Here is a 24,025-nt window from a genome sequence, read left to right on the forward strand (position 1 = left end):
ATGACGACGAGTACTTCAGATATCTTCCAAAAACCAACTGAATTAAAGTTGGATAAGCTTAGTTTTTGCCCAAGCACAGTCAAAGGCTTACAAGAATGGTTAGCAAACTTATCCATTTTACAATTGGGTGACTCTTCTCGTTCCTTATTTCAAGCATTACTTGAAGTCTCCGAACTTCAAGTCAGTGAAACACTTCGCTTTGATTTAGTTCAATTGCTGCATCCAAATTTGGAAAATGTGCTTACCAGTTTAGAGAAACATTTTTTTAATCAAGGCCTCATCACCACTGACCGAAATGACCATATTATTGAGCTTGCCTTATTAATGCGTAGTCATTTTGCTAAAGTCTATATCGACATTGCAAAACGTGTTTCTCAGCAAATCACTCAAAATAAGTTTTCTCTATTTGCTTTTAATCAAAAAAAGAACCTACAAACGGCTCGAACCGTATCGAGTTATTATGCTTTACAACAACTGTCACTGCTGTTGTACCAACAACACTTGCTCTATAGTTCCCCGATTCCGGGTCAGTGGCTAGCAGCTCATCAACTCTTGGATTCTGCTATTCAAAATAACTTCTATTTGACCAACATTAATCAAATACAAGGCACGCAGCATCAACTGAGCAATATTAGTCAAGCCTATGCGCAGCTCATTCTATTGGATATTTTTAATACCCATCAAATCCGTCCAGGTGAGATTCAAGGGCTGTTTTTGTGTAGCTTTGATTGGGCGAAACTGATTCAAATTTTACCTAAAGAAACAACCTTATCTCGCTATATTGTCGATGCATCAAAAGATTATCCACCAACTTATAATTCTCAAAAAAACAGTCACATTCAGCCGAATATTTTTATCTCGACGCAAGCCCTGCTTGATCATCTCTCAGAGATGCAAACCAAACGCGCCGAGCCACTGTCTCGCGATGAGAAGATTTTCCTTACCCCTGCTTTGCATTTTCACATTCATAACTTATTGACCAATAATATTGAACGTAAGCATGAACGTTATGAATACTCTGCCCAATTACAAATTTGTTTTGGCCTATCAGTCGCACATTTCTATTTGTCTAAAGGCAAGAACTTTAATGAAACTTTAGAGCTAGAAGGCAACTACAACTTTCAGAATGAAAGTCACGTGATCAACTCCATGAACAGTAATATTCCTGTGGAGACGAGTTCTGCTCGTATGATTGATCGTGAATCGAAACAAATCTACCCTGCCGAAGTTTTAGATATTAGTGTGAATGGTTACCGTATCCGCTGGACTGGACCAACACCTGCACATTTAAAAACAGGTGAGTTTATTTTGGTCCAAGAAAATGCGCATAGCCAATGGCGCGGTGGTGTGATTCGCTGGATTAAACAATCGAGTGAAAAAAGCTTGGAACTGGGTTTAGAAATCTTAGCGCAAGATCTTTTCCCATGTGCTGTTATGGTAAAAACAGACCGAACCACTCAGAACTATCAGCCTGCGTTACTGGTACAAACGTCCCAGCTAGATGAAGTACAGACCAGTCTCATTGTGCCGGGTTCGAATATGTACCGAGAAAAACAAACTATACACTTACGCTTAGGTGATGAAGATCTTAAAATTTATTTAGTAAAAGCACATTTAATTACACAAAGTTTTATTCGTTTTGATTATGAATTATTGAATGACCAACAAGAGCCATTGGTTCAAAGTTTTATTCAAAAGCAAATGAATGCTATTAAGAATCACGATTTATGGGAAGCATTGAAGTGAGAAATCCATTATTATCTAAAAAGTTAAAACGTACGGAAACACGTTTACTCATTATTGATGATAATCAGATCCGTTATAACCAAATTCGTGACCTTTTAACTTCTAGCGATCATCAAGTCCATGCCACCTTACTGGATGACTTGCAAAACTTTGAAAAACAGCTTCATCTGCCTTGGGACGTGGTGATTTTTGGTCGCGCCTATGACTTAAAGTATGAACAAGCACTGACTTTGATTCGCAACTCTAACCAAGTCAATTTACCACTGATTTTATTAAAGCCAGATGAATATCAATCAACCCAATACGCAAGTTTTATTCGTAAAGGGGTCTATGATATTTTGGACTTAGAAGAAGCGGATAACTTTTACTTAGGTCTACTGCGTGCGCTGTCATTAAGTCGTTTATTGCAAAGCCAACAACAACTCATGAATGAGCTTGAAACAGCGCAAAGCCAAGCACAGGCTTTAGTTGAAGAAAGCAATAAAGCCATCGCTTTAATTCAAGAAGGGATTCATGTTTCAGCCAATGCTGAATACTTACAACTGTTCGGCTTAAGCTCTGAAGATGATATTATTGGTCAACCCCTGCTTGATATTCTCCAGCCGAAAGATGTAAACGATTTCAAAGTACGCTTTAAGAAAATTTCACAAGGTCAGTTTGATTTAGGTGCTTTTGAAGTTGCTACTCTCAATAATAATGCCCAAACTAAAAATCCTTTAAAGGTTGAATTTTTAGCTGCACCTGAAGAGGATGCACTCCAACTGACGATTGAAGTCGAATCTGAACGACCTGCTGCTCCATCGATCAACACTGAAAAACACGCGATAAAACCTAATACGTATCAACAAATTAACCGCGCTATGACCAAACAGCCTTCTGATCAGAATGCTTTGGTTAGCTTTGCACTCAGCTCTTGTCCAGATGAAATTTTTAAAGCCAACTGGGCAACCACGCGTGATTATTTTAACAATATTTACAGTTTTTTAAATGAACAGACTCATATTCCTCTGTTTAAGGCGGGTGGGCAAACCATCGTTGGTTTATTCCAAGCAGAATCACAGGCCAAACTTGAATCTAAGCTGATTGCCTTAAATGCGCTCACCAAACCACAGCTCATCACGGTAGAAAAAAATAGCTATCCCGTAAATTTGCGCATTGGCTACACTTTACTGAAAGGTGAAATTTCAAATCAAGATCAGTTTGAAAACTTATTGTGCTCAGCCTTTAAAACCGCTTTACCGACCAATCAAGACGATTGCGAAATTGAGCAAAAAGCCAGTATTGATACGCCTGTAATTGAGTTGATTAATCCTATAGTCAGCGATACTTTAGACACTCAAAAAACAGCAAATGAACCTACGGTGCTTAAAGCCTTACATCTTGCATTAGAGCGTGGCGAGATTCATCTTAAATATCAACAGCTTTACGACAAAGAAGACACTAATTTATACACCTATGAAGTTACTAGTGGCTTTATTTATGGTAATACCTGGAAAGATATATCGAGCCTCAAAGAGTTAAGTGAAGACCACGAACTTTCTATTAAACTTGACCGCTGGATTTTAGTTGAGTCCTGTAAACAGCTACACAATTTTATAACTCAGTATCCTGAAGCAAAGTTGATTGTAAACTTAAACAAAGCCGTACTGTTGAATGACCGCTCTTTCCCTGAATTTATCGCCAAACTGATTACCATTGTACGCAGCAAGTTAAGTCACCCAATTACCCTTCAGTTCTCTGAGGATGATATCAGCCAAAACATTGCTGAAGCGCAAAAATACATTGCCCAGCTTCGCCAATTTGGTGCTGAAGTTTCAATTCGTGACTTTGGTAATAGCATTTATAGTGAATCTATCCTACGTCAGCTCGATATCAACAATCTCACTTTACATGAAAACTTAACTCGCATGCTCAATAGCGACGCCAACACGGAAGAGTTGCAAGAAAAAGTTGCGGTATATCATCAATTGAAAAACATTCAAATTATGCTGCGTGATCTGAATGATATGACGTCATTTGCCAATGCATGGAATGTCGATGCCCGCTTCATTCAAGGCGATTATTTCCAAAAGAAACTCGATCATCTGATTGATGTGCAGGATCAGTAAAGCTTTGACCTTGGATACTAACCTCTAAATTTCAAGACCCCTATACGGGGTCTTTTATTATATGGTCTAACTAGCAGCCCTATGACTCTGTATTCAAATATCATAGGCATAAAAAAAACGGGCAAATGCCCGTTTTTTTCTTTTGCTATTAGTCGCGTTTGATAGAACGTGACATGCCAGCAAAACGTTGTTTGAACTTGTCGATACGACCGCCAGTGTCAACGTTCTTTTGCTTACCAGTGTAGAATGGGTGGCAAGCTGAACATACGTCTAGGTAAACAGTTTCTTTACCAAGTGCTGAACGAGTTTCGATTACGTTACCGCAAGAACATGTAGCAACTAAAGTTTGGTATTTTGGGTGAATATCGGCGCGCATCGTCGATTACTCCATAAAAATTAAAGAAGGTTTTGCTGTCATCGCAATTGATCACTCTCAAAATTGAGGAAAGGGCCACTTAATTAAATTAAGTTGCAGATCAACACCATAACAGACCATTCTTTTGGCCCACCGAGACGGATACCGTCAGAGCTAAGCACAACAAGTGGCAAATATTATACGAGATATAGTATCAGATAGCCAATTATTCTTTCGTTTCAATTTCAGATTGCTTGGCCCAATAGTTAGCAATAATCCCACACACCATCAGCTGGATTTGATGAAAAATCATAATCGGTAAAACAATCATCCCCAAAGGTTGTCCAATAAAAAGAATCTGTGCCATTGGAACACCACTAGCCAAAGTCTTTTTTGAACCACAGAAAAAAATGGTTTTCTGATCGGCACGGTTAAAGCCTAACCAACGTGGTAAAAACAACCCAAGCAACATAATAATCGTCAATAAGACTGAACACACAATAATCAATAGGATTAACGTACCAACACTCACCTCTTGCCATAGGCCCGCTACCACAGCACTGCTGAAAGCACCGTACACCACCATTAATATCGAACCCTGATCGAATGCTTTGACGATGCTTGGCATTTTCTGCATATACGGAAATACATATGGTCGAAGTAGCTGTCCAAGGACAAACGGAACCAACAGCAATAAGGTGATTTGAAGAATAGACGAGGTTGGATCAAAACCATGCTCTGACTGCCCCAAAATGAAAAAGGCTACCATCACAGGGGTAATAAACATCCCGATCAAATTTGAAAATGATGCACTACATACCGCCCCAGCCACATTGCCTTGCGCGACCGAAGTAAACGCAATTGAAGATTGTACTGTCGATGGCAAAAAGCACATAAACAAAAAGCCCCAATACAACTCCTGCCCAAGTAGTGGTACCAATACAGGTTTTGCAAGCAAACCTAAAACGGGAAAAAGGATGAAGGTAAATGCAAAAACCAACGCGTGGAGTTTCCAATGCATCATGCCCTGAATCACGGCTTCACGGGATAGTTTAGCACCATGCAAAAAGAATAATATCGCAATTGCGACCGTCGTCAGTACACCAAATACACTGGCAGCTTGACCTGAAACAGGGACAAAGCTGGCTAAGAGCACCATAACAAATAGCAATAACGTAAACCGATCGAGTGCCAATAATTTCAACATACCAACATCCTGTCATTCCTCTAAAAATGAAAAAGCCCAGCGACTAATTTACCTTTGGGTAAATTCATCTTACTGAGCTATATAAATAAAGCTAGCTTTTACAGGATATGTTCAATATTTTTTTAATTAATACTGTGCATACACGCTGCATATGACCTAATAACAGCTTAGTTATTACGTGCATTATTATCTTGTTGAATCAGTTCAATTTTATAGCCATCTGGATCTTCTACAAAGGCAATAACCGTTACGCCACCCTTCATTGGTCCGGCTTCACGCACGACATTACCACCGCGCGCTTTGATGTCCTCACAAGCTTTATAAGCATCATCTACAGCAATGGCAATATGACCGTAAGCATTACCTAATTCATAGCTGTCCGTATCCCAGTTATGTGTCAGCTCTAAAACCGTATGATTTTCCTCATCACCATAACCCACAAATGCCAAGGTAAAACGACCTTCTTCATAATCACGCTTACGAAGTAAAGTCATACCAAGCACTTCAGTATAGAACGCCAAAGATTGTTCTAAATTGCCTACACGTAGCATGGTATGTAGCATGCGCATTGGAATTTCCTCATGATTTATTCTCAGCCCCCAATATAGGCAAAGCCGTCCTATATTTCAAACCTCAACCATAAAAAAAGCAGCCACAAGGGCTACTTTTTTAATTCGAGACAAGTCGATGCTTTAACTTTGTTCAGCGGCATGCTCTCGTAGAAGTTTCGCTACCCAGACCACTAGGATTAAAATGGGGATTCCAATGAGCGTGGTCAGCAAGAAGAAATTTGGATAGCCAATATTGGACACAATTGTCCCTGAGTAACCACCTAGAATTTTGGGTGTTAAAGTCATCAATGAACTAAAAATCGCATACTGAACCGCAGTAAAAGATACACTGGTCAAACTTGATAGAAATGCAATAAATGCAGCACCAGCTAAACCTGATGCCAAGTTATCAACAATAATCGCAAAATACAGCCAGTTTGAACTATATTCCTTAATCACCTTCCCTTTAACTTCTAACTGTCCATCAACCGCTTTATTCAAGTTGATTGGTTGAAGATCAACATCTAAAGTTGCAGATTTTTCAGCTGCAGGATTCACCTGATAATTCAGTGCAGTGTGTTGTTGCGCACGCTCATTTTGCATCAATACGGCATTCAGCTTTTTAGAATTTGAATCAAGGAGCTGTTTCGCGGGAATTGCTGCGCTAAACACACCTTCTTTGTCTAACTTTGCATCAAAGCTTTGACCATCTAAGCTCAATTGAATCCTTTGGTTTTCAGCCAATGTAGCAAGGTATTGACCTCGTACTACGATACTTCCTTCAGACTCTCGTTGATCAATCACATTATCAGCCGTGATCGGTAGCAATAGCAATGCCGTAGATGCACCCGTTTGACTGATATAAGGCAATGTGACCGAAACAGGCTCTGAAGTATCATTTTGAAAACTGGCCGTTGCAGTTAGACTTTCATGTGCCTGAAGCTGCTCAACAGGAACTTTAATTGCCCATGCACCTGTCTCATCCGCTTGAGCTTTGAAACTTTGCTCACCAACATTGATCACAACATCATTTAAAGGTTGTCCTGATTTGACCAAACCAATAAAAATAAGATTAGTTGAACTAGCTAAAATTGCACCGACAAACATCAACTTCATGATGTTCATGCGCTGTGCCAGTAGCCCTCCTAAAAAGCCACCAACCAAACTAAAAATCACCCCATAAACTTTCACCGCTTCAGCAATCTGTTCTTTGGTAAAGTTTAAGTCTTGATAAAACACATTGGAGATCACACCTGCAATAATGTCGGAAATACGGTAAAATCCAATCAACAACAGCAATACCAACGCCAATTTCACGCCATAACGCTTAAAGAAGTCTGCAACAGGATTCACCCATGTTTCATAGGCCATTTGTTTGTTCACAGCACCCATTTTGACTAGGCTTGAACCCACCACAAATGCAACAGCACCAGAGCCAATAAAACGTAAAGCCTCAAAACAAAACAGTGCAAAACTATCTTTGATCGACCAGAGCTGGATCAGCATTTCAGTGAACTTGCCTGAATAAATATAGCTCAGTACAAAACTCACCACAGATACAAAGAAAACTGCCACTAAACGATAATAATCTACGCGTTTATATTCTTTACGTACCCGATCAACTTGTGGCTCACGTATACATAAAGTGGTCACAATCCCAACCGACATGACTGCCGCCATTGCCAAATACGTCCACTTCCATGCCTCATAAATATAGTTGCCCTTAGCTGTACCCAAATAAGCCGCTAAAAATAACGCGCCTGCACCCGCAACGATCATGCCGATGCGATAACCAGCGTTATAGGTTGAAGCCAACACCGTTTGCATTTGCGTTTCTGCCAGCTCAATACGATAGGCATCAATCACAATATCTTGTGTCGCAGCAGAAAAACCTAAAAGCACAGCACCCGCAGCCATTTGGTAAAGATAGCTCTGACCAAGAGACGGATCTGAAAAAGCCATGATAGAAATGGCACAGATAATTAAGAGTTGTGCGATCAATAACCACGCACGGCGACGACCCAATAATTTGGTCAGCACTGGTACAGGCAATTCATCGACCAAAGGGGCCCAAACAAATTTGAATGAATAACCCAGAGCTGCCCAACTAAAAAAAGTCACCGCGCTCTTATCAATACCTGCTTCCCCTAGCCATAAAGATAAGCTCGAGAAAATTAACAGGATTGGGATACCTGCTGAGAAACCCAAAAACAGCATGATCAACGCACGGCGATCTAAAAATGCAGTAAAGGCGGATTTCCATCCTGAAGATTGTGTTGTCATTACGTTTTTGTTGTCTTAAAACCAATGCTGCTATTCAAACCCTTAATACAATTTGTTTCAACCTGATTTATAAAATCAATGTTCTATTTTTGTCGACAAACACTGCGACTTTGCTTGATCTTTTGCATTAAACCTGTATACCTTTAAGTTTCTAACGCAATCTTTAGTTTCGGATTTCAAAGTGACCCAAAAACACGATCAAATGAGCTCTTCTATATCTGTACCACCCGCATTAAATAGTCAAGAAAATCCAGAAAACAACCTTAGTTCAGCATTTGACCAACCCGAAATTCAAACGACCTTAGCAAAGACACAACTTCAAGCAGAGCAACTGACGCACACACCTGCTCTGGATAAGATTCCAGCCTCAACGCGTCGTATTAAACCGCTCAATAATTTTTTAGGGCAAGACCGCGCACGTGCTTCAGTTGAAGCAGGCATTTCCTTACCTTACTCTGGCTATAACATCTTTGCCGTAGGAACAGCTGGCTTGGGCAAGCGCACCATGGTCAAGCGTTTACTCCAGCAACACGCCAAAAATATGCCGACACCAAACGATTGGGTTTACGTTTATAATTTTAAAAGCCCACGTCAACCGATTGCTTTAGAGCTGCCTGCGGGTCAGGCAGTAAAATTTCAAACCATGTTACATCAAACATGGCAAACCACTTTAAAGCAGCTCGAGCGTCGCTTTACTGCTGAAACCTACCACAACCGTATAGAAGCCATTCGCCAACAAACAGGTGATGTTCAGCAACAAGCATTGATTGAATTGACCCAAGAAGGTGAAGAACTCGACCTCAAGCTGATCTCTCGTAATGATGAGCACTGCTTTATCCCTGTCCAGTATGTAGACGATAAAGTATTGGAAATGACGCAGGCCGACATCAATGCGTTAAGCCCTAAAGAACGTTCTGAAATTAATGCCAATATACGCCACATGGACAAAAAACTTGAGCGTTTAGGCATGCATTTAGGCGACTTGGAGGAAGACGCCCGCGATAAAGTTCAAGTGTTGAATCGCGATATTGCCAAGCAAGTTTTATTACCTAAAGTCGAACAGTTACTGACTAAGTTTACTGAGGTTGAAGGCTTAAAAGACTATTTAAAATATTATGCTGAAGACATTATTAACAATGTCGAGGTTGTGCTCGAACAAGAAGAAGATGACTTTACCCCAGGCCTGTTTAGTCGTATCCCTTCGCGCTACCAAGCCAATGTGATTGTGTCGCATAAACCCAATGCTGGCGCACCGGTTATTTTTGAAGATTTCCCCACACATTACAACTTACTTGGCCACGTAGAGCAACTGACTCAACATGGCACCATTACTACAGACTTTACCCTAATCCGCCCAGGGACATTGCATAAAGCCAATGGTGGTTTTTTAATGTTAGAAGCAGAACAACTGCTTGAACAGCCTTATGCATGGCAAGGTCTAAAACGTGCTTTAAAATCAGGCCAGCTGAAACTTTCTTCACTTGAGCATATGTTGACACTGACGGGAAGTATTTCAATTGAACCTGAGGCAATCCCACTGAATTTGAAAGTGGTTTTATTGGCTGAGCCTGAAATTTACTATGAAATACTCGAAGTAGAACCTGAGCTTGGCAGTGTCTTTAAAATCCGTGCCGACTTTACTGATACGTTGCAGCGTAATGAAGTAAATGAACAAGCCTATATGCAACTGATTGCAGACTATGTACAGGCCGACAAACTGCTTCCTTTCGATCGATCTGCACTTTCTGCACTTTTGACCGACTCTAGCCGTCAAGCCGAAGACCAAAGCTCCTTATCTCTACATGCCCTCACTTTGGGTGATTTGATTCGTGAGGCGCATCATCATGCCTTCCAATCAGGCGATAAGATGGTCTCGGATCAACACATTAATATGGCATTAGATCATCGTAAATATCGCTTAGGCTATTTACGAGAACTCTATTGGCAGGATTTGTCACGTGGTACGCAGCTCATCGAAACGCGCGGACACCGTCTCGGTCAAATTAATGCGCTTTCCGTCATTCACTATGCAGATGTTGAATTTGGCTTACCGTCACGTCTCACAGCATCCGTGTATCAAGGCGGCGGCGATATTCTAGATATTGAACGTAGTGTTGAACTCGGTGGCTCTTTGCATGCGAAAGGTGTGCTATTGATGTCATCTTTCTTAAAAGCACATTTTGGTCGTGAGCAAACGCTACACTTCTCTGCTGCGCTTGCTTTTGAACAAAGCTATGGTCAAGTCGATGGTGACAGTGCTACGGTTGCAGAACTCTCTGCTTTAATCTCAGCGATTAGCCAACTCCCGATTGATCAGTCTTGGGCGATTACTGGCTCAATGAACCAATTAGGTCAAGTTCAACCAATTGGTGGTGTCAATGCGAAAATTGAAGGCTTCTTCGATGCATGTAAACTTCAAGGTTTAACTGGTAAACAAGGTGTGATTATTCCGCGTCAAAACATGCAACATTTAATGTTACGTAAAGACGTGATTGAAGCGGTTTCAAATGGCCAGTTCCACATTCATGCTATAGATACGATTGATCAAGCGCTTGAACTACTTATGGCTCGACCAGTCGGCACTTTAGACAAGAAAGGGCGCTATACCAAGAAGTCCATTTATGCGGCGGTGATGGATCAGCTAGATTATTGGCAAGCCATTGAAGATGGTGCTGAGTTTGAAGAAGAGCCGAAGAAAAAGAAAAAAAAGAAGAAGGACAAAAAAAAGGCAAAAGCTGAAAAGAAGACCGTTGCAACTGAAAATGCATCGGAACACACTTCTGAAGCCATAAGCACAGTAACTACAGCGGATTAACCCTTTCCCTCAAACAAAAAAAAAGCGCCTCAATGGCGCTTTTTTTACAACTGAAGATTAAGCTTCAGGTGCTGGACTATGCTGCTCAACTAAAGGTTGTAATTCACCTTTTTGGAACATGTCTAGAATAATGTCACTACCACCAATCAACTCACCGTTGATCCATAACTGTGGGAATGTAGGCCAGTTTGCAATTTGTGGTAACAAAGCACGAATATCTGGATTTTCAAGAATATTCACATAAGCAAACGGACGACCAATTTGACTAAGCGCTTCTACAGCACGTGCAGAGAAACCACATTGTGGAAACTGTGGGGTGCCTTTCATATAAAGAAGTACAGCGTGTTTTGCAATTTGGTCACGAATTAACGCTTCGGTATCGCGTGCTTGTTCAGTCATTGATCAATCCTCAACTAATCTAACCCGCATTATACCCAAAACGTAGAAAAACAGTATGCCTAAAGCAATATTTCGACTTTTATTTAGATTTAGGCTTTAAAACTACAAGCATAATTGCTTAATATTGGATTTCACTTACCCTCTAACAGATAAGAGTTAGTCATGAATAACATTACCCTTGCTCCTGTACAAACTGATCAACCCTCTCATTTGATGCCAGTATTTGGCCGTCAGCCGATCAGCTTTGTCCGAGGTCGAGGCTCTTATCTGTACACAGAAGATGGTACTGAATACTTTGATGCGCTAACGGGTATTGCAGTCTGTGGTTTAGGCCATGCTCATCCTGTCATTGCAGAAGCGATTGCAGAACAAGCTGCAACGCTCATTCATACTAGCAACTTGTTTGAAGTGCCTTGGCAAACGGCTGCAGCACAAAAACTTGCTGAAGTTGCTGGCATGGAAGAAGTGTTCTTTTCAAACAGTGGTGCAGAATCCAATGAAGGTGCAATCAAAATTGCCCGTAAATTTGGCTACATGCAAGGCATTGCCAATCCAAAAATCATTGTTGCAGAGCACTCATTCCATGGGCGTACCATGGCAACGTTATCAGCAACAGGCAACAAAAAAGTCCAAGAAGGCTTTGGCCCATTGGTTGAAGGTTTTATTCGTGTCCCATTCGGCGACATTGAAGCCATTGAAGAAGCTGCAATCAATCATCCTGACATTGTCGCAATCTTTGTCGAACCAATTCAGGGCGAAGGTGGGGTCAACACTGCTCCGCAAGGCTTTAGCTACTTGGAAGAGATTCGTCAGATCTGTAATCAGCATAACTGGCTGATGATGTTGGACGAAGTTCAAACTGGTAATGGCCGTACAGGCGAATACTTTGCCTACCAACACACCAACATCATTCCTGATGTACTCACCACAGCCAAAGGTTTAGGCAATGGTTTTCCCATTGGTGCGGTGATGACTCAAGGTCGTGGTATAGGCGTGCTGACAGCAGGTAACCACGGTTCAACATATAGTGGCTCAGCATTGGGTTCACGTGTGGTATATACCATCATCGACATTATGCAAAAAGAAAACATTGTACAAAATGCGGCTGAACAAGGTGCTTACATCGTAGAACAACTGCGTAACCAACTTGCCGATCAAAATGTGATTGTACGTGGCTTTGGTTTGATGATTGGTGTGGAACTACCAAAAGCATGTGGTGACTTGGTCAACATCGCTCGTGACGAATACCACACCATTATTAACGTCACCGCAGGTTCTGTGGTGCGTTTACTGCCAACCTTGAACATTACCAAAGAACAGGCGGATCAACTGATTGAACGTCTAGTGAAAATGATTAAAGCTTACTTGGCTTAAGACAAAAAAGTCTGGTTCTAAAATTGCTTTTTGCATATTTCAGAACCAGACTTTTTGAAATGAATCGGCCAACTAAATATTAAAGTTTCGGATCACGCATTTGCACCAAGTTTGCATTGGTTTTAGTCAAGGTTTCTATCACTTTATTCATGACTGCTGGTACCAAGGCATCTGCCATTTGCGCTGCTTGTAAGCCTAACTTCTCACCTAAAGTCGGTTTCTTACGCGTTGAGATGACATAAACATCATGATCGGTCAGCAAATTAAGCAAATAAGCATCTGAAGTTTGTAACTGATCGACCAAATTCAAATCTAAAGCATCTTGGCCATACCAGTGCTCACCTGTCGCTACTTTCTCAACATTGAGTTGTGGACGGTATTTTTCAACAAAGTGTTTAAACAGCACATGCGTCTGTTGTAGCTCTTCTTCAAACTTCGCCTTACCTTCTGCTGTATTTTCACCAAACATCGTCACTGTACGTTTATATTGGCCTGCTGTGTACAGCTCAAAATCGATATTGTGTTCTTTTAGCAGACGATTAAAGTTAGGAACTTGCGCGACCACACCAATTGAACCGACAACCGCAAAAGGTGCAGCAATAATCTGATTGGCGATACATGCCATCATATAACCGCCACTCGCTGCAACTTTGTCGACACAGATAGTGAGATTGAAACCTGCATCACGTAAACGTACCAACTGTGCAGCAGCCAAACCATAACCATGCACCATACCGCCTGGGCTTTCTAAACGTACCACAACGCGATCACGCCCTACTTTGGCTGTCGCTAAAATCAAGGTGATTTCTTCACGCAAGCTATCTACCGCTGTTGCCGCAGTATCACCTTTAAAATCTAGAATATAAACTTTTTGATTGGCCTTTTTACGATGGCGTGACTCTTTCGCTAACTGCTGAGTCAGCTGCAATAACTCCAATTTAGAGGCTGTTGTTTGCGCAATTTTTTTACGTTGTTCATTGATACGCGCATTTAAATGTGTAATTCGAATTTCAGCGGGAAGTTTCGGTAAATGAAATAACATAGAAATTATATTCTCTAAAATAATACGTCTGTATATGACCTAGATTAGGTCAATGGCATTTTTTTTCAATAGCCATTTTTTGTTTTATTCTGTAATGCGCTATCTTTCACACTTAATCATTTACAAGATGAGTCAATCTCTCAGGCAGCACACCTTCGCATCATTTGTCCAATATGACTCCAATAGGCAATGTCCATCATCGTGGCTATTTCATCACCAAACCAAATGCTCGCGTATAAAAAACAGAGCACTTAGGCTCTGTTTTTTCAAATATTTCAAGTTGTGCGTATTAACCGAAACGACCTGTAATATAGGCTTCAGTTAACTGATGATCTGGCTGAGTGAAGACTTTCTCGGTTGAGTTCACTTCAATCAAGTCACCTAAATGGAAGTAAGCGGTACGGTCTGATACACGTGCAGCCTGCTGCATCGAGTGCGTCACAATTGCAATCGTATACTGCGTTGAAAGCTCAGAAATAAGCTCTTCCACTTTCGCTGTTGCAATCGGGTCAAGCGCTGAACATGGCTCATCCATCAGAATCACTTCTGGACTTACCGCAATGGTACGTGCAATACATAAACGCTGCTGCTGACCACCCGACAAGCCCGTGCCCGGTTGGTTTAAACGGTCTTTGACTTCGTCCCAAAGGCCCGCTTTACGTAAGCTGTTTTCTACAATTTCTTCTAAGTCATACTTATCACGCGCCAAACCATGCAGTTTAGGGCCATAAGCCACGTTATCAAAAATTGACTTTGGGAATGGGTTTGGTTTCTGAAATACCATACCTACTTGAGCGCGAAGCAGTACCACATCTAGGTTTGGGTCATAAATATCTTGATTATCCAACATCACTTTACCCGTCACACGACAGCTATCAATGGTGTCGTTCATACGGTTCAAAGTACGTAAGAAGGTCGATTTACCGCAGCCCGATGGCCCAATAAATGCAATCACTTCATTTTCGTAGATATTCAGATCAATCCCTTTAATCGCTTCAGCTTCGCCATAGTAAACATGTACATCTGAAGTGCTGAGTTTGACTTGTCCTTGTGCCTGATCTTTCTTAGCAGAAGTCTGTGTATCAAACTGCGACACAAAAGAAGTACCCTGCTGACCTGAGGTCGTATTCGGGTTTGTAAATTGAGTGTGTTCTTGATTCACTGTTTGATCCTGATCTAAGGAATTTTTAACAACGGTATTCATATTTTGCCCTCACTTACCAACGGACTTCAAATTTCTTACGTAACCAAATTGCAATACTGTTGAGTCCAATCATCATTGCAAGCAGAACAATAATCGCAGCCGCTGTACGTCCTTCGAAGAAGTTACGCAGCTCATTACCTTGCCACAAGAAAATCTGTACAGGTAAAGCACTCGATTGATCAAATGGAGTTGTAGGTACACTTGCAACAAATGCACTCATACCAATTAATAACAGTGGTGCAGTCTCACCTAATGCTTGTGCTACACCAATAATTGCACCCGTTAGAATCCCCGGTAGTGCAAGTGGTAAAACGTGATGAAATACAGTTTGTACACGTGAAGCACCTAACCCTAAAGCAGCCTGACGAATTGAAGGAGGTACAGCTTTCAACGATGCACGTGTCGTAATAATCACCGTTGGTAAAGTCATTAAGCTCAGTACCAAACCACCGACCAATGGCGCAGAAAGCGGTAAATGCATCCAGCCAATAAAAATCGCAGCACCGAGCAAACCAAAAACAATTGATGGTACAGCCGCAAGGTTGTTAATGTTGACTTCAATGACATCAGTGATCCAGTTCTTAGGTGCAAATTCTTCAAGATAAATTGCAGATGCCACACCAATTGGAATCGAAATAATGATCACGATCAGCATCATGAACAGCGACCCCATGAATGCCCCTGCTAAACCTGAAGTTGCAGGAGAACTACGCGAGTCTGGACTGACGAAGATGTTGGTATTGAAAGTATTTTCCATGACCCCTGAAGCTTTCATTTCATCGGCAAGTTGACGAACTTCTGGGCTCAACTGTTGCTGTTCATCAGGCAAACTACGGTCAATATTTTCTGCGAGCCACACATCAACGTTTGCATCGGCAAGCACTTTAATGTCTTCTTTTTTACCTACCAATGATGGATCTTTCATCACCATATCACGTAAGCGATACGCTTCCGAGCTCGTATATAAAGAAGCCAAATCATCGCGTTTAGAAGCAAGTGCTGGGTCTTTTGCAATCATGGCATTCACGATTAAAGCATCCCAATCCACCATGCCCATTTCAGTTTGCCAAGCAATAAAACGCTCCTCAAACTGCGCTGGAGATTCGCCTGCACGCTGTACTGGTTTTGCACCTGTCGTAATAATGGCAGGGTCAAAGTACACGGGTAAACTCATGCTACTTTGCCAAAAAGCAGGTAAGCCTTTCGATAAAATACTACCAAAAAGTAACGCGACAAAGAATAAACCTGCAATCACTGCCGAGAAACCAAAGAAACGAAAGGTTTTTTCTTTACGGTGACGTTTTGCCAATGAATTACTGATCGTTTGCTTACGCTTTTCTCGTAATTCTGCCGCATGTTGTGGATCAAATACTTGATCTGCTGTGCTATTAGAAGTCGTCATTAGTCGTATTGCTCACGATATTTACGCACGATGTACAGTGCAACAATGTTCAAACCAAGCGTAATTACAAAGAGGGTCAGACCTAGTGCAAATGCCACCAAAGCTTGCGGGCTTGCAAAGTCAGTATCACCAGTCAATTGGTTTACGATGGTAATGGTCACAGTTGAAATGGCTTCAAGTGGATTGGCATGCAATAAAGGACTATTCCCTGCTGCAAGCACCACAATCATGGTCTCACCGATGGCACGTGATGCTGCAAGCAAGAACGCGCCGATAATGCCTGGAAGTGCTGCTGGTATCACTACCTGACGAATGGTTTCAGACTTTGTCGCGCCTAAACCTAATGAACCATCACGTAATGAACGTGGTACCTGCGTGATAATGTCGTCAGACAGCGATGAAACGAAAGGAATAATCATGATACCCATGACGAAACCAGCAGTGAGTGCGCTAGTTGCGTTGATGTGTAAACCAACGGATTCACCAAGCATTTTAAAGAATGGGCCAATGATCATCAGTGCAAATACACCGTAAACAATGGTTGGAATCCCTGCGAGCACTTCAATGGTTGGTTTTGCCCATGAGCGGAAACCAGAAGATGCATATTCAGCAAGATAGATTGCGATCATTAAACCTACAGGGACTGCAACTAAGAGTGCAATACCACTGACCATTAAGGTGCCCCAAAGTAGCGGAAGCAAACCATAACTGCCATCTGCACTACCTGAAGTACTAAAGCCGGGGTTCCATTCTGTACCGAAGAAAAAGTCGAGTGGACTCACAAAGTGGAAGAATCGCATTGCCTCGCTGAACATCGACATCACGATACCAATCGTGGTTAGAATCGCAACACCAGAACAGAGCGCAAGTGCAACATTGATGGTTTTTTCAACTTGGTTACGCGCGCGAAACTGAGTTGCAATGCGCTTTTTCGCAGCGACTAAACCTGCCAACGCCGCACAAATCACCACTGCAATTTTTGCAAATGTACCAATGCTTTGAAACTTCGCCAGTTGCTCCGCAGCAGCAAGCTCATACGCGGCTGGTGTATCTGTTACACCAAAACCAGAGGCAATCGCTTCCACACGGTTGATCAACACATCTGTACTAGCAGCATCTAAAGTTGCAGCGACTTGTGCTGGCACGTGATTTAACACCACATGATTCAAAACATTTGGTTCAACAATATTCCAAACAATCAAAATTAAAAAAGCAGGGATACCACACCACAAAGCCACTAACGCACCGTAATACCCCGGACGTGAGTGTAATTTTGCAGAATTATTTCCCTTACCTGCTAAGTTACGGCTCTGACTTAAGCCCATTTGATAGGCTATGGCGATCAGTGCCAATAACACACCTATAAGTAGCAGATTCATGTATTCTCCACGGTTCTTTCAATTTTCATTATTTGAAAAAACTTAATCCTAGTAAAAAACGTCAAAGGTAGGACTTGCCTACCGTTGACTGTTTCTACGCTTAATTACTTAACCGCTTTGCCTGCTTTGAAGTTCGCAAGAACTGCTGCACGCTCTTTGTCTGACATTGAGATCAAACCAGCACGCTCAAGCTTAGAACCTTTACCTGATACTTTCTTGCTGATGAAGTATTCAGTGTATTCTTTTAAGCCTCTGATTGATTTCAAGTGCTCACCCTTCACATAGAAGAATAATGGGCGAGAAACTGGGTATGAACCATTCAAAATTGTCTTTTCAGATGGTGCAACATTGTTCACTGTAGCTACGCGTAACTTGTCACGGTTTTGGTCGTAAAAACCTAAACCAAACACACCCACTGCGCTAGGCGACGTTTTTAAGCGCGCCAAAGTTTCAGTGTAGTCACCCGCAATCTCAATCACTTTGCCGTCTTTACGGAAAGTTGAACATGCTTTCTTTTGTGCATCTTTATCCATTGCTTTGATTGCTGCATAAGTTTCACAGCCTGCATCAACCATTTTTTCTTGGAACACTTCACGTGTACCGTGGTTTGATGCTGGAATCACTAAAGTGATTGGTTCGTTTGGAAGGCTTTTGTCAATTTGGTTCCAACGTGTATATGGGTTTGCAACCATTTTACCGTTAGATGGTAACTGCGCTGCTAAAGCTGCATAGACGTGCTGTGGACGTAATTTGTAGGCTGCTTTGCTTGCATTTGAAGCAAACACAATACCGTCATAACCAATTTTGATTTCGATCACTTGGTTCACACCAGCTTTTTTACAAGCAGCTAATTCTGTATCTTTAATTTTACGAGATGCGTTTGCGATATCGATGGTGTTGTCGCCCACACCATTACAGAACTGTTTCAAGCCACCTGAAGAACCGCCAGAACCAACAACTGGTGCTTTAAATTGTGGGAAAGTATTGCCAAATTCTTCAGCAACAATACTTGCATAAGGTAAAACTGTTGAAGAACCCGCAATTTGAATGGTGTCACGAGCTGCGTTTGCCGTAGTTGCTACAGCTGCCCCAGAAACTACTACTGCAAGTGCGATATGGTTTAAGCGCATATTTGTTATCTCACATATTAAACATTTTGGAGTACGCCACTTTTTATTCAGTCTTGTACTTTTTTGGATAACTGCATTTTGATTTCAGAATATGACAAGCAAGTTACAGCATTGTGACACTTTCATGATGTTTATTTTTATTTGTCCATGATTCGTTACACTTTGTTGTGTGACATTTTCTATAAACATACCGATAAATATCACACTACACCACATGATTTAATAATTCATTTTTTTAAAGACTACTTTATTACAACACCACTTAAAAAACCAAATAAAAACAAAAAAACTTTTTAAAATCAACAACCAACAAATGAGACTTCAATATTCCCATTTTACTGATTTTAATATTTAATTTCATATAAAACCCAGCAAAAGACGTTGTCGACAACCCAGACAGTGTGTATATATATTATACAGATACAAAAAAAATGCCGTACAACACCATCATTCTCATTATTACAATTAGAGGGTTCATCATGATTTATAGATTATCTTTTGCTCTACTCTTAACCACTAGCATGGTCCAAAATGCCCTCGCCGTTGAGGGTGGTATTGGGCGCCCCATTACAGGCATGCAAGTTCAGCCTTACAATGCCATCCTTCCCACTGAAAATGGCGGTGTACTCACTCTCTCTAGTATTTATTATGATGGGGGAATTTCAAAATCTAAAGAGGTCCCGATTATTGGTCAACTTAGTGCGGGTTTAGACTACAAGGTTTCTTATAACTTGCTTAATGGTATCTTCGTATGGAACAGTACAGATAAATGGTCTGTCGCTACCACTGTTGGAATTCCCGTCCAATATACCGATATCCGTGGCTCAATCAATAATTTAGATGCGGAACAGTCAACCACCAAAATTGGAGATGCGGTCTTTTCCCCAGTTTCCTTCAACTACCACTTCAGCCCAGTAATGCATGGTTTATTTGGAGTTTCTATCTACGCGCCTACTGGAAGTTATGACAAAAATATCGTGAGCAACGCAGGACAAAATACATGGACCTTTGTCCCTAATGTTGCATTTACTAAAATTTTCCCAACTGGAAATGCTGAAATCAGCACCAACATTGCCTACGAGATTTATACTAAAAACGATGCCACAGACTATGAAAATGGTGATCTTTTCCGAATGGACATTCTCGGTCTAAAACGTTTTGGTGACGTAGGTAGTGATGGGTTAGGCGCTGGAGCAGTTTTTGGATGGATTCAACAGACTACGGATGACAAAAGTAACTTAGGCGATCGTTTTGACGGTTTTAAAGGTAAAGCCCTTGGTATTGGACCTATCCTTACTTATGAGAAGAAATTAAGTGAAACCACCGCACTTTCTGCATCGTTTCGTGGCGTCTACGAGTTTGATGTTAAAAACCGCCCTGAAGGTGAAGCATACCAACTCACTGTAAATTATCAGTTCTAACCAAGCGACTATCACCTCAAATCAATCAAGCTGTGATCTATTATGATCTGAGCATCCAATTCCACGAGGGAGAAAGTTCATAAAGGCCTTCTCTCTATATTCTTTAGAAAATCACGCCGAATAATTGAAGTTTCCAAGCAAACGGCTTTACCTTATATTTTCTAGCAGTTTAAGAAACCAAAGTGTAAACAGATCGCATCTTTTGACCCAAATCTTCTCACCTATGTAAGATTTTAAAAATATGATTGAATCTTTCAGTAGACTATTGATATCTGATTATTACTGAGTGCAGAATTATAGTAAGCCCTTCTCTTTCTGCTCTTATTGTTAGAAATGCATTTGGTTATTAAGCAAACCATGTCATGAGTTAATTGTTTCAAAAGATTCACATACATCATCAATGATGAGAAAGATTTGCTTATACTTAAGGTTATTTTCTTGATATTAAAACCATTAAAGAAAATCATTTGCCTGTTGAAAATCAAAAGCCCGAATATTTAGCTTTAGTCTTAAGCATTGAAGCTCATTTTCCTGAAAATCATAGTTCAAGCAGATATCGAAAACTACTTCATAGAAAAATAAAGCTTCTCCAACATAATTAAAATTAGAAACTTAGCCAGTGATGTTATGTTTCTTAATATTTAGAACACATAAAAAAGGAGCTGATATCAGCTCCTTTTTTAACACAAACAATCGATTAAGCAATTGCAGGTGTATAGGTTCCATCTGCGATTGAACCTTTGATACGATCCGCTTCTGCAAGGACAAGACCAAGCAGGTTCTTCACGTTATCTAAAGTCGCAACTGGACTTAAAGTCGTCATTTTCAAAGATTGATTTTGACCTACTTTAGTTACGCCAATATTCGCTTCACCACGTGCAAACAATTCATCTGCAACGTTTTGGTTTAAGGTATCAAGCAATTCTACTGGATAGCCTTCTGGAACCACACGGAACAATACAGATGCAAATTGTGGATCAACCAACATCTCTAAACCGGCAGTTGCATTGATATAATCAGCAACGTCACGAGTTAAAGTAACACCGTGGTCAATCATAGAACCATACAGTTCTTCACCAAGCGCTTCAACGGTCATCCAAAGCTTCAACGCATCGAAACGACGTGTTGTTTGAAGTGACTTAGACACGAGGTTAGGCACGCCATGCTCTTCGTCATAAGCAGAGTTTAAATACTCAGCTTCATAGTGCATGAAACGATAGTTCGCTTCGTCTTTGAGCAAGAATGCACCACAAGAGATGGTTTGGAAGTAATGCTTATGGAAATCCAGCGTAATTGAGTCAGAAAGCTCAATACCATCCAACATATCGCGATGATTGTTCGATAGGATTAAAGCACCACCCCACGCCGCATCGATGTGCATCCACGCGCCATATTTGTTGGTGATTTCACGAATTTGCTTCAGTGGATCAATTGCACCTGCATCGGTCGTACCCGCAGTTGCAACTACACACGCCACAATCTTACCTTCAGCCTGAAGGTGAGCCATGGTTTTTTCAAGTGCATCCACATCCATCTGCGCGTTCTCGTTCACAGGAACGGTCACAACTGATTGGAAACCCATGCCCATCATCGCCATGTTCTTTTGCACAGAAAAGTGTGCATTTTCAGAACAAATGACTTTGACGTTACGCATCGCATCGCCCGGCACGCCATCACGCTGTACAGACCACGGATTACCGTTTTCGTCTTTCCAGTTTTTTGCAATACATGCATCACGTGCAAGCAATACACCCATCAAGTTTGACTGTGTGCCACCAGAAGTGAACACACCTGCTTGACCTGCACCATAACCCACTTTTTGACGAAGCCAGTCAATCAACTGAACTTCCATCAATGAACCTGCAGGACTTTGGTCCCAAGAATCCATTGATTGATTCGTTGCATTGATCAGCACTTCAGCAATTTGACTGGTCACCATGGTTGGACAGTGCAAATGTGCGAGCGAGTGCGGATGATGGACTTTTAAGCTTTTGTTTAAGAAAAGCTCAACCATACGTTCAAGTGACTTTTGTACACCCAAACCCTCTTTAGAAGGATTAAATGCAATCGCACTGCGGAGCTCTTTGATGCTACCGCCCGTGTACATTTTGTCGTTTTGCAACCATGCTGCAACTGCTTTAGTCGCTTGGTCCATTGCTGACGAGTAGTCAGCAATGGATGCAGCATCATTGCAGAGTAACGCCTTACGGTGTTCTGCAAAATCAACCATGATTACGCGCCTCGAGTTGCAACAAGTGCTTCAGCAATTGCTTTCTTGAAGCGAGAAACCGCTTCAACACATTCATCATGAGTGATGATCAATGGGCAAAGTAAACGAATAACTGTGCCGTTACGGCCGCCTTTTTCTAACAACAATTTGTTGTTAAAGCATGCCGCTTGAATCGCTGCTGCCAATTGACCATCTGCAGGTAAAGACCCCATATGGTCCGCTGGTTTACGCTCATCAACAATTTCAACACCAATCATCAAACCACGACCACGCACGTTACCGATACATGGGAACTCTTGAGCAAGCTTTTTAAATTCAGCTTGTAAGAAATCACCACGTTCTTGTGCATTTTGCGCAAGGTTTTGTTCTTTGATGGTTTTGATCGTTGCAAGACCAGTACCCATTGCCAACTGGTTACCACGGAAAGTACCCGTGTGACCTGCTGGCTGCCAAGCATCAAACTTACGTTTAATACCCAATACAGCAAGTGGTAAGCTACCACCAACGGCTTTAGACATTACCACTACGTCAGGTTCAATACCCGCATGTTCAAATGCGAACATTTTGCCTGAACGTGCAAAGCCTGCTTGAACTTCGTCAAGAATCAACACAATGTTGTGTTTTTCAGTCACTTCGCGGATTTTTTTCAACCATTTGGTTGGCGCTGTTACCACACCGCCTTCACCTTGAATTGCTTCAAGAATGACAGCAGCTGGCTTGGTTACACCACTTTCAACATCTTCAATGAAGTTTTCAAAGAAATATGTCAAAGCATCCACACCCGCTTCACCACCTAAACCAAGTGGGCAACGGTATTCATGCGGATACGGCATAAATTGAACGCCTGGCATTAAACCATTTACAGCATTTTTCGCAGACAGATTACCTGTCATTGCAAGAGCGCCGTGCGTCATGCCATGGTAACCACCAGAGAAACTAATCACTGTGCTACGACCGGTATACGTCTTCGCTAATTTAATTGCTGCTTCCGTACCATCTGCACCAGATGGACCACAGAACTGTAAACAATACTCTTCCTTACCGCCTGGTAATTGTTCAAGTAATGCTTCAGTAAATGCATCTTTTAAAGGTGTCGTTAAATCCAAAGTATGTAAAGGAAGACCACTTGCAAGTGTATCTTGAATACTTTGAATTACCGCAGGATGATTATGGCCCAAAGCCAATGTTCCTGCCCCAGCTAAACAATCGAGGTACTCTGTACCTTCAACATCAGTAACCCAGCAGCCTAATGCTTTGGCTATCGCTAACGGCAATTTCCGTGGATAGCTACGAACATTGGATTCCATCTGACTTTGGCGAGTCAAATAGTATTCGTTAGTAGTATTAGTGGCAGGGTTTACAGAAGAAACGCTCATATC

17 protein-coding genes are annotated in these 24,025 nt (G+C 41.5%); 5 read left to right on the forward strand and 12 right to left on the reverse strand.

Going from position 1 to position 24,025, the window contains the following annotated elements; genetic code table 11:
• On the forward strand, positions 1-1,746 hold the full coding sequence (locus PTT44_RS09195) for a GTPase (RefSeq protein ID WP_273795637.1): 1,746 nt from the start codon (positions 1-3) through the stop codon (positions 1,744-1,746).
• A complete protein-coding gene (locus PTT44_RS09200) occupies positions 1,728-3,854 on the forward strand; it encodes a sensor domain-containing phosphodiesterase (protein ID WP_168159018.1) in 2,127 nt (708 codons plus the stop codon). The genes PTT44_RS09195 and PTT44_RS09200 overlap by 19 nt, the downstream gene beginning before the upstream one ends.
• 148 nt (positions 3,855-4,002) lie before the next feature.
• Here the strand turns inward: PTT44_RS09200 and rpmE are convergent, their stop codons facing one another.
• The 4 genes from rpmE to PTT44_RS09220 all read right to left on the reverse strand — a co-directional run bounded on the left by rpmE (position 4,003) and on the right by PTT44_RS09220 (position 8,250).
• The gene (gene rpmE, locus PTT44_RS09205) at positions 4,003-4,230 is read right to left on the reverse strand and encodes a 50S ribosomal protein L31 (protein ID WP_004693579.1); all 228 of its coding nucleotides are present in this window, start codon (positions 4,228-4,230) and stop codon (positions 4,003-4,005) included.
• A gap of 205 nt (positions 4,231-4,435) precedes the next feature.
• Entirely contained in the window at positions 4,436-5,416 is a 981-nt protein-coding gene (locus PTT44_RS09210) for a bile acid:sodium symporter family protein (RefSeq protein WP_062034584.1), read from the reverse strand.
• 167 nt (positions 5,417-5,583) lie between these two features.
• Positions 5,584-5,985, reverse strand: a complete 402-nt coding sequence (gloA, locus tag PTT44_RS09215; protein ID WP_058869446.1) for a lactoylglutathione lyase — start codon at positions 5,983-5,985, stop codon at positions 5,584-5,586.
• A gap of 123 nt (positions 5,986-6,108) precedes the next feature.
• Positions 6,109-8,250 (reverse strand): AmpG family muropeptide MFS transporter, encoded by a 2,142-nt coding sequence (locus PTT44_RS09220; RefSeq protein WP_168159019.1) that lies wholly within the window; start codon positions 8,248-8,250, stop codon positions 6,109-6,111.
• 181 nt (positions 8,251-8,431) lie between these two features.
• Here PTT44_RS09220 and PTT44_RS09225 point away from each other — a divergent pair, with 181 nt between their 5' ends.
• Positions 8,432-11,065: a Lon protease family protein gene (locus PTT44_RS09225; RefSeq protein ID WP_168159020.1), complete on the forward strand. Its 2,634-nt coding sequence runs from the start codon at positions 8,432-8,434 to the stop codon at positions 11,063-11,065.
• A 57-nt stretch (positions 11,066-11,122) separates the two neighbouring features.
• On the opposite strand, the gene grxD is transcribed toward PTT44_RS09225, so the two are convergent.
• Complete coding sequence (gene grxD, locus PTT44_RS09230) at positions 11,123-11,464, reverse strand: Grx4 family monothiol glutaredoxin (RefSeq protein ID WP_004693588.1); 342 nt, start codon at positions 11,462-11,464, stop codon at positions 11,123-11,125.
• Between the two features lie 162 nt (positions 11,465-11,626).
• On the opposite strand from grxD, the gene PTT44_RS09235 reads away from it, so the two are divergent.
• Positions 11,627-12,838, forward strand: coding sequence for an aspartate aminotransferase family protein (locus PTT44_RS09235; protein ID WP_168159021.1), 1,212 nt, complete (start codon positions 11,627-11,629; stop codon positions 12,836-12,838).
• 79 nt (positions 12,839-12,917) lie between these two features.
• Here the strand turns inward: PTT44_RS09235 and sohB are convergent, their stop codons facing one another.
• The 5 genes from sohB to PTT44_RS09260 form a co-directional block, all read right to left on the reverse strand.
• Entirely contained in the window at positions 12,918-13,889 is a 972-nt protein-coding gene (gene sohB / locus PTT44_RS09240) for a protease SohB (RefSeq protein ID WP_337960671.1), read from the reverse strand.
• A gap of 280 nt (positions 13,890-14,169) precedes the next feature.
• Positions 14,170-15,084 carry a phosphate ABC transporter ATP-binding protein PstB gene (gene pstB, locus PTT44_RS09245; protein ID WP_004693593.1) on the reverse strand — a complete coding sequence of 305 codons (915 nt, stop codon included), beginning with the start codon at positions 15,082-15,084 and terminating at the stop codon, positions 14,170-14,172.
• Between the two features lie 13 nt (positions 15,085-15,097).
• A complete protein-coding gene (gene pstA, locus PTT44_RS09250; RefSeq protein WP_168159023.1) occupies positions 15,098-16,486 on the reverse strand; it encodes a phosphate ABC transporter permease PstA in 1,389 nt (462 codons plus the stop codon).
• Entirely contained in the window at positions 16,486-17,865 is a 1,380-nt protein-coding gene (gene pstC, locus PTT44_RS09255) for a phosphate ABC transporter permease subunit PstC (protein ID WP_004980352.1), read from the reverse strand. Before pstC ends, pstA begins: the two co-directional genes overlap by 1 nt.
• A gap of 104 nt (positions 17,866-17,969) precedes the next feature.
• Positions 17,970-18,995, reverse strand: a complete 1,026-nt coding sequence (locus PTT44_RS09260) for a substrate-binding domain-containing protein (RefSeq protein ID WP_168159024.1) — start codon at positions 18,993-18,995, stop codon at positions 17,970-17,972.
• 479 nt (positions 18,996-19,474) lie between these two features.
• Between PTT44_RS09260 and PTT44_RS09265 the strand changes: the two genes are divergently transcribed.
• Positions 19,475-20,416 (forward strand): SphA family protein, encoded by a 942-nt coding sequence (locus PTT44_RS09265; protein ID WP_168159025.1) that lies wholly within the window; start codon positions 19,475-19,477, stop codon positions 20,414-20,416.
• A gap of 697 nt (positions 20,417-21,113) precedes the next feature.
• On the opposite strand, the gene PTT44_RS09270 is transcribed toward PTT44_RS09265, so the two are convergent.
• Entirely contained in the window at positions 21,114-22,646 is a 1,533-nt protein-coding gene (locus PTT44_RS09270; RefSeq protein WP_125273101.1) for a pyridoxal phosphate-dependent decarboxylase family protein, read from the reverse strand.
• A 2-nt stretch (positions 22,647-22,648) separates the two neighbouring features.
• The gene (locus PTT44_RS09275) at positions 22,649-24,022 is read right to left on the reverse strand and encodes a diaminobutyrate--2-oxoglutarate transaminase (RefSeq protein ID WP_004693606.1); all 1,374 of its coding nucleotides are present in this window, start codon (positions 24,020-24,022) and stop codon (positions 22,649-22,651) included.
• Positions 24,023-24,025 lie beyond the last annotated feature (3 nt).

Origin of the sequence: Acinetobacter sp. Gutcm_16 (assembly GCF_028649355.1) — a bacterium.
Classification (GTDB): Bacteria; Pseudomonadota; Gammaproteobacteria; order Pseudomonadales; family Moraxellaceae; genus Acinetobacter; species Acinetobacter johnsonii.

Coding starts and splice junctions, on each gene's coding strand:
- PTT44_RS09195 (WP_273795637.1), top strand. CDS start 1: ATGACGACGAGTACTTCAGATATCTTCCAAAAACCAACTGAATTAAAG.
- PTT44_RS09200 (WP_168159018.1), top strand. CDS start 1,728: ATGGGAAGCATTGAAGTGAGAAATCCATTATTATCTAAAAAGTTAAAA.
- rpmE (WP_004693579.1), bottom strand. CDS start 4,230: ATGCGCGCCGATATTCACCCAAAATACCAAACTTTAGTTGCTACATGT.
- PTT44_RS09210 (WP_062034584.1), bottom strand. CDS start 5,416: ATGTTGAAATTATTGGCACTCGATCGGTTTACGTTATTGCTATTTGTT.
- gloA (WP_058869446.1), bottom strand. CDS start 5,985: ATGCGCATGCTACATACCATGCTACGTGTAGGCAATTTAGAACAATCT.
- PTT44_RS09220 (WP_168159019.1), bottom strand. CDS start 8,250: ATGACAACACAATCTTCAGGATGGAAATCCGCCTTTACTGCATTTTTA.
- grxD (WP_004693588.1), bottom strand. CDS start 11,464: ATGACTGAACAAGCACGCGATACCGAAGCGTTAATTCGTGACCAAATT.
- PTT44_RS09235 (WP_168159021.1), top strand. CDS start 11,627: ATGAATAACATTACCCTTGCTCCTGTACAAACTGATCAACCCTCTCAT.
- pstB (WP_004693593.1), bottom strand. CDS start 15,084: ATGAATACCGTTGTTAAAAATTCCTTAGATCAGGATCAAACAGTGAAT.
- pstA (WP_168159023.1), bottom strand. CDS start 16,486: ATGACGACTTCTAATAGCACAGCAGATCAAGTATTTGATCCACAACAT.
- pstC (WP_004980352.1), bottom strand. CDS start 17,865: ATGAATCTGCTACTTATAGGTGTGTTATTGGCACTGATCGCCATAGCC.
- PTT44_RS09260 (WP_168159024.1), bottom strand. CDS start 18,995: ATGCGCTTAAACCATATCGCACTTGCAGTAGTAGTTTCTGGGGCAGCT.
- PTT44_RS09265 (WP_168159025.1), top strand. CDS start 19,475: ATGATTTATAGATTATCTTTTGCTCTACTCTTAACCACTAGCATGGTC.
- PTT44_RS09270 (WP_125273101.1), bottom strand. CDS start 22,646: ATGGTTGATTTTGCAGAACACCGTAAGGCGTTACTCTGCAATGATGCT.
- PTT44_RS09275 (WP_004693606.1), bottom strand. CDS start 24,022: ATGAGCGTTTCTTCTGTAAACCCTGCCACTAATACTACTAACGAATAC.